Source organism: Shewanella sp. 0m-8, from assembly GCF_052977265.1.
The window spans coordinates 14,551-27,029 of sequence record NZ_JBRIMB010000027.1; the positions used below are offsets into that span (position 1 = coordinate 14,551).

At 37.1% G+C, this 12,479-nt stretch carries 6 protein-coding genes; all 6 read left to right on the plus strand.

The features are described 5' to 3' along the window. The first annotated feature begins 21 nt into the window (after window positions 1-21). The 6 genes from ACVBIO_RS13385 to ACVBIO_RS13410 all read left to right on the plus strand — a co-directional run bounded on the left by ACVBIO_RS13385 (window position 22) and on the right by ACVBIO_RS13410 (window position 12,471). Entirely contained in the window at window positions 22-1,587 is a 1,566-nt protein-coding gene (locus ACVBIO_RS13385; RefSeq protein ID WP_447172798.1) for a TnsD family Tn7-like transposition protein, read from the plus strand. 264 nt (window positions 1,588-1,851) lie between these two features. Beyond that, window positions 1,852-5,739, plus strand: coding sequence for an esterase/lipase family protein (locus ACVBIO_RS13390; protein ID WP_447172799.1), 3,888 nt, complete (start codon window positions 1,852-1,854; stop codon window positions 5,737-5,739). Continuing rightward, on the plus strand, window positions 5,739-7,838 hold the full coding sequence (locus ACVBIO_RS13395) for a GmrSD restriction endonuclease domain-containing protein (protein WP_447172800.1): 2,100 nt from the start codon (window positions 5,739-5,741) through the stop codon (window positions 7,836-7,838). The genes ACVBIO_RS13390 and ACVBIO_RS13395 overlap by 1 nt, the downstream gene beginning before the upstream one ends. Before the next feature lie 196 nt (window positions 7,839-8,034). Beyond that, window positions 8,035-9,165 (plus strand): hypothetical protein, encoded by a 1,131-nt coding sequence (locus tag ACVBIO_RS13400; RefSeq protein ID WP_447172801.1) that lies wholly within the window; start codon window positions 8,035-8,037, stop codon window positions 9,163-9,165. Window positions 9,166-9,401: 236 nt separating this feature from the next. Further along, window positions 9,402-10,007, plus strand: a complete 606-nt coding sequence (locus ACVBIO_RS13405) for an exonuclease domain-containing protein (RefSeq protein ID WP_447172802.1) — start codon at window positions 9,402-9,404, stop codon at window positions 10,005-10,007. A 1,003-nt stretch (window positions 10,008-11,010) separates the two neighbouring features. Continuing rightward, on the plus strand, window positions 11,011-12,471 hold the full coding sequence (locus ACVBIO_RS13410) for a hypothetical protein (RefSeq protein ID WP_447172803.1): 1,461 nt from the start codon (window positions 11,011-11,013) through the stop codon (window positions 12,469-12,471). Window positions 12,472-12,479 lie beyond the last annotated feature (8 nt).

Sequence of the window (12,479 nt, forward strand, 5' to 3'; positions counted from 1 at the left end):
TAGATTTGCTATGGGGGGATGATGCTGATTCCCCCTGCTTTTCCTGATGAAATCTTGTTTAGCCGCATTATTCGTCACTTTACTTTAAGTGGCATGACTACTGCTGATTATCTTTTAACTACACTGGGTAGTCATAAAGTAAGTATCCATCCCTATTTAACTGCAGGGCTAGATAAGTTTAGTCAATTCAGTCAGGAGACTCCTGCTGAACTGTTAAACCAGCAGACATTGGCCCCGCTTTTTATTCATTTCTTGCCGTCTCATGCATCGACTATTTCATTAGGCTTAATATCCACCAATGCAACAGATGCTATAAGGGCTTGTCAGTTAGTCTGTGTGCGTGAAAAAGAGTCTCTCTCGATCAAGTATTGCCCTACGTGCGCAAAAGCAGATGCTGAAAATTTTGGGGTGCCCTATTGGCATCGGAGTCATCAAATTCCCGGCATAGAGTCATGCTCAAGTCATCAAGTAAAGTTGGTTCACTTTCCATTAAAAGGGCGCTCTAGGTTAAACCTTAGCTTGCTTCCACCTTTGGGGATAAAACCTATTCGAAGCAGTGTTTTTAGTCGTGATTTTGCTCTGTATTCATATGATCTATTACAAAAGGTAAGTCAGACTAATAAGCCGTTTGAATTGAGTGATGCTAAAGATCTGCTTTATAAACTTGGCTATGTTACTAAAAATGGGCACTACCGAAGAAAACTTATACTTAGTGAACTATACCAATTTACCCAAGAGTTCGGTTATGACTCACAGGACTGGTTACCTGAATCAGATACAGATTACCGCTACATTTCCTACCTCTTATCTGAAAAGGTTGCTCAGCAGCCATTAAAGTACCTTGTGTTAGGGTTTTGGCTGTCACAGCAGGCGGAGCCTACTAAGCGAAGAGAGTCAGTTTCAAAAGATGAAGATCTTAAACAGCAGCTAGAAAACAAGTGCATTGAATTACTGTATCAAGGTGAGTCGATGGCTAGTGTTAGTAGGTTTACAGGTAAAAGTCGCTGTTTCATAAAGGCCCTCGCATTAAAGCTTGGTATACCCGTTAACCTTAAACCTAAACAGATAACGCAGAGCATGAAGGTAAAGATCATTTTTCTCGCCAAAAAGGGCTTTCATCGTAAAGTCATTGCTGCGCGAGTTGGTCTGTCGGTCGGAAGTGTAGAGCAACAGATATCAACATCACCAGAGCTGGTTCAATGGCGTAAGCAATGCAGGCATGAATCTAAAAGGCGAAAATATAAGCTGCAAATAACCCGATTTATCCAGCGAAAACCAAGCGCGATTCGGCAGCAAATAAAGTCTTCATGCAATGCCGCATTTTTTTGGTTGTATGCATATGAAAAGCAATGGCTAGAGGCAAACCTACCCGCAGCTAAAAGGCCTGTAATTAAGCCTAGAGTGGATTGGCATCAGCGAGATAAATTATTGGTGACTAAAGTTAGCTCAATCATGCATGAGTATCAAAACCAGTTATCAAGAACACAGCTTGATAAGCTGTTGGGAGGCCATGGCTGGTTAACGAAGAAAAAGCATAAGCTTCCGCAGACGCTCCAAGTTTATAAGAACTTATGTCAACGTAAATAGTTTTCTCTTTACATCCTTATGACACCAGTAGCATATTTTATCCAAAAATATTGATAACATAAGTACTTTATTGTCGTGGGGCAATTAATTCGAGTTCGAGAAAGTAGCTTTGTTCCGCTATGAGTGCTTTGGAGGTTTTCCATTCTCGTATTTTCAATGTTAAAAAGTATCTGTAATTTTCAGAAATCAATTTAAACCTATAAAAATAGTGCTATACCGTTCAGTCCGGACAGGCTTATGTCAAGTTGAGGTATAAGGGGAATTATGAAGAGTAAGTTAGTGTTTGTTCACGGGTTTTATGGCGGTAAAGATACTTGGGGTAGGTTTCCGGAATTACTAAAAGATAGCGTTGATTGTGATGTTTCTCTGTATGGGTTTGATAGTTTCTATATCCCGATTTTTGGTAATAGTACGAGTGTCCACCAATTAGCTGAAGGTCTTTTATCTGAGCTTAAAGCGAATAAATGTTTTGATGCAGATGACTTAATCTTGGTTGGTCACAGTTTGGGTGGGTTAGTCATCAGGCAATTATTACTTAACCTCGAAATGAAAGGTATCAAACATAATGTTACGAAGGTCGCTTTTTTTGGCGTTCCGCATGATGGGAGTGGATTTGCTAGCTTGCTATCGGACCTCCCATTTTTACGATGCAATAAACTTCGAGCACTAAATAAAGATGGAAATTTTATAGAACAATTGAATGATCAATGGTCTTATACAAATTTAAACGCAAAATTAGACATTATGTCGGTTGTTGGCGGGAAGGATGTGATCGTTACTTCTAATAGCGCTAAAAGTATTTTCAGAGATCATGAGGTTGAAACAAATATTGATGCGGGGCATGTAAACCTAGTTAAACCTAAAGATGAGAATGACCTTTCGTATAAATTATTAAAAGCCTTTATCGAAAAAAAAAACTTATTGAGTAAGTATAAGAATAAGACATCTTCTACTTATAAGGACTGGTTTAAGTTAGATCGTCATCATGACTTAGGTTATGTTAAAGATTCAAAGACAGAAAACAATTTAAAAGCTTTAGAGAGTGGCTTGAATAGTGAATATCCTTTGATTCGTTTGACTGGTTTGTCTGGTTTGGGGAAGTCTCGCTTGATTATAGAGTATCTAGCCTTGACAAAGAATTTTTCTGAGGACGATATTCTTATCTATGATGGCGCCGATGATTCAAAAGATATACTAGAGAGTATAAATCACGCTGTAAGTGACGGTGTTACAGGACTTGTGATTGTTGAAACTTGTAGTATTGGCCTTCATCACCAGATCAGTAAAATTATTCCTAATAAAAGTAAGATTAAAGTTATTACCTTGAATTTTTACCACGAAACGGTATCGAACGGTATCCAAATTAAATTGGATAGGCTTGAGCAAGGTATGGTTAAGCAGTTATTGACACAAAATCTAACAAACCTAAAAGATGATGAATTAAATAGATTGGCTAAATTTATCGAAGGTTTTCCGTTGCTTGCTGATATGTTAATTAAGCAGTTTAGGGATAATCAACACTTTAATGCCAATTTTACAGAACATGATTTGGTTGAAAAGCTTATCAACGGAGATGGGCTACTTTCTTCAGAACACTATGAAATATTGAAAGTGTTAGCACTATTTGATTATGTAAAATGTGAGAAAGACTATAACGAAGTTGAAAATTTAGAAGCAAAATTTATTAATGATATTGCAGGCAGTAATCAGCAAGATTTTGAAAAAGTAATTACCAACTTTTCTCAAAAGGAGTTAATAAATCGAACTGGCCGTTTAGCTAGGGTGGTTCCTAAACCTTTAGCTTTGAACTTAGCAATGCAATGGTGGAATGATAGTTTGTATGATCGACAAAGCAAGCTAATCAGTGAATTACCTGATTCTATGTTGGAAAGTTTTTGTAAACAAATTACATCCTTAGATCAATCTATCAATGTCCAAGACTTCGTTAAACATTTTTGTGAGGGTGGCAGCCCTTTCGGCCAAGCGGAATTGTTACTTTCTAAACAGGGTTCTAGACTTTTTCGCGCATTGGTTGAGGTGAACCCTCAAGTAACAAGTGACCTTTTATATCGCATCATAGATAACCTATCAGACGTTGAAATTGAAAATATTAATGGTGATGTTAGACGGAATTTTGTTTGGTCTTTAGAAATGCTTGTTTTTCATAGTGCTTGCTTTGATAAATCCGCATGGTGTTTGTTTAAACTTGCTCAGTTTGAAAATGAAAATTATGGCAATAATGCTACAGGAGTATTCTCTCAACTATTCAGTTGGCAATTACCGGGAACAGAAGCAAATTATGTTCAAAGGCTTGCTGTATTAGATAAAGCATTATCGTTAGAAACTGCAGACCTTGTGATCATTGAAGCTGTTAAGGCAGCAATAGATACACGGGGTGGTTCAAGAACTGTTGGTGCTGAATTTCAAGGTACAAAGCCAGAGCTAAAAGAGTGGATGCCTAAACTGTGGAAAGAGGTATACAGCTATTGGCAGTCTTTGTTCGATATTTTGCTTGTAATCATTAAGCGGGATCAGTTTGTTGAGCAAGTTAAAGATGCGTTTGGCCATGAGCTTAGAGGCTTACTTAGATACAAGCAGTTAGAACAATTAGATCTATTTATAAAAGAAGTCATAGACCTGACCGATAAGTACTGGCCAGCAGCTGCACAATCAGTGGTTCATGCTTTACATTATGATCAGAAAGACATGGACGAAGAGCAGTTAACCATTCTTGGTACTTGGGAAACGCTGCTATCACCTGATGAGGATAATCTTGAAGAAAAGCTGAGGTTGATTGTTCTAAATCCTTCAAGAGAGTATCAAGAAGATGCTGATGGCCATTATATTGATGTAGCGGCTGAAGATGCTAAAGATTTATCAATAAAGCTGAAAAATAGCCATGTAGAGGTAATCTCATATTTAGATTTATTAATGACTTTTCCTGTGCAGAAACAAAGCTGGGTTTTTGGTAAATATTTAGTGTTGGAGTCTGAAGATATTGAAGATCTTTTAACTTCAATACTTGACTATTTGCGAGAGCATGAACGAGTCAATACTCAGTTTATTAGTGGCTTTTTAGCTGGGCTTTATATGAAGGAACAAGCTAAGTGGAACGAGGTGGTAGAGTTAATTGCTGCTGATGATGATTTAGTTGAGTTTTACCCTGATTGTATTCGAACAGGAAAACTTGAATCTGCTCACTTAAGTACCTTCATTGAATTGATTAAAGCCAATAAGTTGGCAAGTTATACCGCTTCTGTATTGATGTATGGAAGTGTTACACAGCATTTAACTGAAAATGAGATTGCGCATTTTTGTATGTCATTGTGCGCCATTGATCCAGTGGGTGCATGGGTGGCACTTGATAACATCAATATGTATACCCATGGACGTGAAGATCTTGATTTTGAGATACTAAATCCCATTTTGGCACACCTCGTTCTTAATACTTCTTTCAAAAAAGAGGATAAAACGCGGCATTCAGATGGTTATCACTGGTTAACTACAGTGAAAAGGCTGTTAAAAACGGAAGATGAGGAGTTTGCTTTACAGTTGTGCCTGCATTTAATTGATCAAGTTGGTAATAATGATGTTGGTTACTCTGATTTATGGGACTACTTAGGAGCTGCCTTTAGCAAAACATTTGAACTTCATGGTAACTTTTTGTGGCTGAAGATTGCTGATAAATTTATTGACGATAGCGCTATTAAGCAGTTCCGGCTCATAGAGCTATTGGGTAATGGGAAATCCTATAAGGAAAGAGATAATAGTATTTTTGATATTTTAGATAAATATATTGTTGTTGAGTGGTGTCGAGATGAAAAGGCTTTGTTAATCGTAGGTGGCGCGATTTCAATGTTTGCCAAAAATGATAATGAAAGAATTATTAACCCTCTAATAATTAGCTTGTTGTCACAATTCGGTGATAATAAAGCATTCACAAGTGAAATTGCTGCAAACTTCAACAGTCGGTCGTGGTCAGGCTCGCTAGTGCCATATTTAGAGGCTGATAAAGATCTCATTCTGCCATTAGTCGAAAATAGCAATGCAAAGGTAAGTTGCTGGGCTAGAGACTTTATTGATTATATTGAAAGTCAAATTCATAGAGAAATGACCAAAGATGCTGAAGAAAACATGTTAAGGGACTACTAATGAAAGCTACTGAAACAAGGTTATTCAAGTTTTTACAAAAGTCTGCTCAGTTTATTATTCCTATTTATCAGCGTCAGTACAGCTGGTCACCTGATCAATGTGAGCAGCTGTGGAAAGATATTGTCAATGCTGGTTCATCAGAGCTAGAAGCGCATTTTATTGGTTCTGTTGTATATGTTGAACGTGGGCTATACAGTCATAGTGATGTACCTCAATTGTTAGTTATTGATGGGCAGCAAAGGCTAACATCTACGACACTTTTAATTGCCGCATTGACTAGAGAAATTCAATCAAGAATAGATATTGGTGATCAATTTGTTGTAGATGGCACTAATGCCAAGAAGCTTAAGAAATACTATCTATGTAATGATGCTGAAGATGGTGATTTGTTCTATAAACTGATTTTAACAAAAGCAGATGATCAAGCTCTTCGAGATATCGTTGATGGTAAAAAAATTAGTGATGAAAAGTCTTCTTTAAGAGTTATCCAGAACTTTTCATTCTTCGTTGGTAAATTGAAAAATCAAACTAATGAACAGTTAAGTGAAGTTTACTTGGGTTTGCAAAAGCTGATCATTGTCGATATTGCTTTAGATCGAGAAAGAGATAATCCTCAACTTATTTTTGAAAGTTTGAACTCCACAGGCTTGGATTTGAGTCAAGCAGATTTGATTCGAAACTATGTGTTAATGGGTTTAGAGCCTAAGCAACAAAATCAACTTTACACTGATCATTGGTTCCCGATGGAAAGTGACTTTGGAAATGGCGAACATAGCTGGATGTTTAACCAGTTTATGAGAGACTACTTAACAGTTAAAACAGGTAAACCGCCGAGGATAAGTGATGTTTATGAAGGTTTTAAGAAATACGCAACGTCTTTAGATGTTTGCATAGCTGAGATAGTTGCTGATGTGCACCTACACGCCCAATTCTATATTTCTTTCGTTAGAGAATTAGAGAAGAACTCGAAGCTATTGGATGCTTTTAAGGATATTAATTCCTATAAAGTTGATGTTGCGTACCCATTAATTCTTGAGCTTTACCACGACTATCATTTCGAAATATTGTCTGCAGATGAATTTGAGCTGTGCCTCCGCTTCATCGAAAGCTATGTTTTTCGACGTTATGTTTGTGATATCCCTACTAACTCATTGAATAAAACTTTTGCAGGGTTTAGTAAAACGTTAAAAAAAGACAAGTATGTAGAGAGCTTTAAAGCTGAGTTGCTTAAGTTGACCAGCTATAGAAGATTTCCATCGAATGAGGAATTTAAACGATACCTAAGCCTAAAAGATATGTATAACATCCGTAGTAGATCTTATTGGCTTCGTAGACTAGAGAATTATGGAAGAAAAGAGCGTGTCATTGTTGAAGATTATACAATCGAGCACGTTATGCCTCAAAATCAGAACTTGTCTAATTTATGGAAAGAAGAGCTTGGTGAAGAGTGGCAAAGAGTTCATGAAACGTATCTTCACACGATAGGAAATCTAACATTAACTGGTTATAACTCGGAGTTAAGCGATAAGCCATTTATTGTAAAGCGTGACATGGAGGGGGGCTTTGCCCAAAGTCCATTAAAGCTGAATAAAAGTCTGTCATTACTTGAAACCTGGAATGAAGAAAGGATTTTACATCGAACTGAAAGTATCAGTGAAACCATGGCTGGCGTATGGATATATCCACATCTAGATGATGAGACACTTGCACTGTATCAGGTTGAAGAACAACAAAAATCTTCTTACAGCTTAGAGGATCATCCCTATATATCAATCGGAGCATCTAAAGAGCTTTACCAGAAATTTAGGACTCAGGTTTTGTCATTAGATGAGAGTATTAAAGAAGAGTTTTTAAAGCTCTATGTCGCTTTTAAGCTTGATACTAATGTTGTTGATGTTGTTCCTCAGGCTTCAGGTTTACGTCTGTCTTTAAACTGTAAGTATACAGAAATCCATGATCCCAAAGGGTTGTGTAAAGACGTATCCAACATTGGGCGTTGGGGAAATGGAGATGTAGAGCTTAAAGTCACTCAAGTAGCAGATTTACCTTACGCAATGATATTGATCCAGCAGGTTATCGATAAGCAGATGGAAGGTTAGCTCAATAGCTATTTCGGTTTGATTTCTTCTCTAGTACGCTAAACTATAGAGTGTTTTTCAACCTTAGTTGAAAGTAGAAGTCAGACTGCCATTTGTGGTGGTCTGTCATTATTAGCTTCATGTGGTCTACTACTTATTCAGATATCCATATGCACATTGATAAAAAGTACCTAGGGAAAATCAGGAGTGTTGATAGTTGAGTAAAGTTTGTTTTTCAAGACCACTAGATGAGTCAATTCAAAGTTATATTCTAAGAAAGCTGATTGTTAATGGGGAGAGTGATTTCTCAACTGTTTTAGATGGGAGTGGTCAATGGTTAGTCGATTTTCAACTTAATACCCATCAACTTAGTTATTTTACTAATGAAGATGAGCAGCATTTATATACTCTTGTTAGAGATCATTATTGCGGCATGACGAAGGCTCATCCACGTGAAAGCCCATTGCATATTAAGGAGTTAGTAGCTTCGATTTTCTATGGGCAACATAACTTTACTCATTATGACGATTTAGACAGAGAAGCGTCTTTTCTACGAAAGAAATTCAAAGCAAAATTTTGTATTGAATGCCTAAAAGATAGCCTTTCTCAATATGGCTATGGGTACTTCAAATCAAGTTGGTATTACGACATTATTTGTGGTGTGCATCACGCTCCACTGCTCATAATGAATACATCAAATAGCATCGAAAGTAATAATGCTTTCCGCCAGATTATAAGAGGAGAACTCCCTCCAAATCACGCAGTGGCTGAGGCCAAGCATAAAGAGATGAACTTATATTCTGATGATATTTTTCATAGTTATACAACCCCTTGCCTTTTGGAATTAGCAACAGCCAAGTTAAGGTTTTTTGTTGCTGATTACTTCAGAGCGGATCAAAGTTTGTTTGATGCAATACTGAATTCAATAATGACGCGTTTAGAGAAAAGGTTACTTTATTCGACTGGAGAACCTAAGAAAGCAAAGTTTAGAGATGTTGCAGAGGGTTTTAGACGATTACAGGAAAAAGAGTATGCGCCTGTTATTGCATTTTTGAATGATTCAGTAGAAATCACTCAAGGGATGATGGGAATAAAGTCATTTGGTTCAATGCGATTTCCGGCTCTTACCCCAACTGACAGAGATTGTAAAAAGTGTACTGTCAGTAATAAGCATTGTGCTTTATCTCCAGTCATTGGCATATTTTTAAACCCTCAGAGAGTGGATCTTAGTGAGGGGAATTATTGCGATAGAGTTAATGCTGCGTATCGTCGGTCAGACTATCGTAGAGTTGAATTTAAGGTTAGAAATAGAACAGATTTTTTAGAGGCTGATAGATTTACGTTTTGAAGTAACTCTAATGAACTATGTGAGCTTTTAGTAGTAATGAGTATGATAGTTAAGGTTTTTTGATTACCTACTTCCCTAGTTTGATAACGCAAGTTTTGTTGCGCAGCTTGCATTTGGGGGAATGGTCTCTTTTTAACTGCAATAGACTATAAGTAACCATTTTCCGTGTAGATTGAAGTGGCACGGAACAGCGAGTATCTTTGGTTATTCATATAGCGACATTACTGGTGTTTGCATTGGAGTTTGAATATACAAGAGGTGGCCTAAGAGGGCTGCTGAGCCAGCATAAGTATCTACTCATTATAGATATAGAGCATACCTGCACAGAAGACGGCTCCGTTCCCGCCAACGAAAGAGAGATAATAGAAATTGGGGCAGTATTAGTTTCCACAGATACTCTATGTATAGCTAAAGAGTTCAATAGATTAGTGCGCCCTGTAAGACATCCAGAATTGAGTGCCTTTTGTACTAACCTTACGAGGATATCTCAATCACTTCTAGCTAACCAAGATATTTTTAGTCAAGCTTTCCGGTTGTTTGAGGCGTGGTTGCCTGCAGATAATGACTATGTCTTTTGTTCTTGGGGATCTTATGATTTAACTCAGATAAACATAGATTGTGATTTTCACAGACTTCCAGAGTATAAGCCTTCAACCGTAGTTAATTTAAAGAAAGCCTTCGCTAAAACTCAAAGGATTAAGCCTCAGGTTGGGCTAAAGAAAGCCTTAGAGATATCAGGTACTACTATTGAAGGAACTCACCACAGAGCGTTAAGTGACGCTCTGAATACAGTAAAGCTACTTTCATTTATTTTTGACGAAAACAACTTGATTGAAAGGTGAATATTTTTAATTGAATGTCCTAAGGCGCTAAGGCGCTAAGGTGTAGATGACCAATAAATCTGAGGCCTCACACTTTTTGCACTCAAAAAAACAAGAAATCCCACACTTTTTACACCCAAAAAATCCGAGACTCAATTGCTTAACGATCTTGGTGACATTGATGGTTAGTATCGTGATTCAAGTGACTCTAATCCACACAACTCCTTGAGCCAAGTAAAGCACTAACAGATCTTCTCACCAACTACGAATAACACTGTTAAGTAATTTAACTAATGTCAGTGATTGGGGGTAAGGTGTTTAAATTCAATTAACTCAGATGCTTGTAATGGTTGTTTTTTAAATTCACTACAATTCACCACGACTTGATGAAAAGTATACCTAATCGATAACTAGCAACTTAGCAGTTTTTAAAAGTGTCCATGCGAAAGTATTTTTGTCTAGGTACGTTTTACCGTGGACAGCCTAATACGTTATGTAACCCTCCCCTAAAATCGTCTCATGCATAATTAGAGTTCTCCCGGGACACTGAAATATCAAGGAGAACAGCAATGAATAAATCACGCTACACCGAAACTCAGATAATTAAGATCCTGAAAGAAGTTGAAGGTTGGTAAGCCCCTAATTTCTGCGACACTTAACGATGTTGGTGATATTGATGTTTAGCATCGTTATTCAAGTGACTCTTTAGTTTTGCTATTCCTTAAATAGTATATAAGCGTTTTATAAGCTCTATATAAGTGGTTTATAACTTAGCGGCGCTCTTCTTGTTGGTTCTATGTCTGGATCTTGATTTTTTTAGTCTTTTATCGCTGTTAGTGAGTTAGATTTAACTTCTAAACACTAATTAGACATCCATTGTATAAGTGTGGGTTTTTCTTATCTTTATGTATTTAATGTAAAAATATAATATGTGATAAGTAAATTATAAGTTATTAAGGCCTTTGTTTTGCGGTTTTTATATGCAAAGCTATCCATAAATTAATGGAACCATGTGAGAACTTAAATGGACAATAAAAATGAAATTCTATTTCCCATAGATGCTTCAGAAAAACATCCGTATACCAAGGAGGTTATTGAGTTGGCTGAGCGGTCTGGTATTAGCATTACTAAGATCGGTGAGATATTGAGTTGGTCTCAATCTTATGTGAGCCAGTTAAAGTCGGGAAAAGGTAAGGCAAAAGTTAGTGACCTAGAGCCTTTAATAAGTCTGTTGTCACCTAGGTTGCCGGGGGATAGGTTTTATAATTATACCGTCTTTCGAGAGGCTAAGCCGATATTACCGAGTGATTGGGAGCAATTAGTGCTTATGACAGGTCTAGTCGCTGAATCAGAACAAACGAAAGAAGGGCGCTATCCTCTTGGTGACGATGATATTGACACTATTGAAAAGCACCATCAACAAGTCGTTGAACAGTTGGACGAAAATGGTGAAGCATATCGTTCATTCAATACCTATAACTCTCCTGTTAATACTTTTAAGAGAAGTAAAGATATTGCAGAAAGAATGAGGGAAAGCTTAGAAACTTATCAAGCTGAGAGGAAAACACAGTTTGATAGGCAGGCTGAAAGAGATGAAGAGCTTAAGCGATGGACAACTCAAATTCTGGACTCTTTACCTTCAGTTGACGGCTTATCAGATCAAGCGGCTGAAATAGAAGATGCATTAATTCGTTACATTAAGCCAAGGTATGAGCAAGAAAATGAACATGCAAATATTAGCAGCTATGAATATGGTAAAACTGGACTGGTAAATGTATGTAGAGAAGCTGCCTATGCTCTGAATTTACCATCTTTAGTTAGTGACTATAAGCAAGAAGATTACCTAAGTTCTAGTGAATCTGATCAAGTTTCGGCACCAGCAGAGCATGCAAAACGACTTTTAGATAAATTAGAATCATATCAAAAGAGTTTTGAAGAAAATCAGCTGGATAAGCAACACAGATTCAGATTGAAAGGGTTATTTAAAAAGTACTGTTTAACTAAAATTAAGGACATAAAAATTGCTGATCCTAGGAGCCTTCCATCATGGGGTTCTTATGGACAAGAGTTATTTGGTGGAATGGTTAGGAAAGTTTATCGTGATATAAATACTCCCCCTTATGAAATTAATCTTAGTGAAGCATTCGAGCAGTGGGCTAGTGAAATTGAGTACGACGTTGATGAAGAAACTGTGCAAATTTGCGGAAAAGTCTTTCATTCTGAAGCGCTCGGGGATGGTCAGCTTACTATCCATGAATTAAATTCAAGAAAGTTTGTTTACCTTATAGTATTCCCATGTAAAGAGCTGAATCGTCAAGTCACTTTGCTCTCAAATCAACTCTCAGCAATAGAGCTTTTAGAACATATTAAGATTGAGGCTGAAAGTTTGAATTGGACTGAGCAACTTCCCACTTCGCTGTTAAAAATCAAAAGCTCTTTAAGCCAAAATGGTTATAGAGTTCAGGGTATTAGAGCCGTCTATTAATTAGGAAG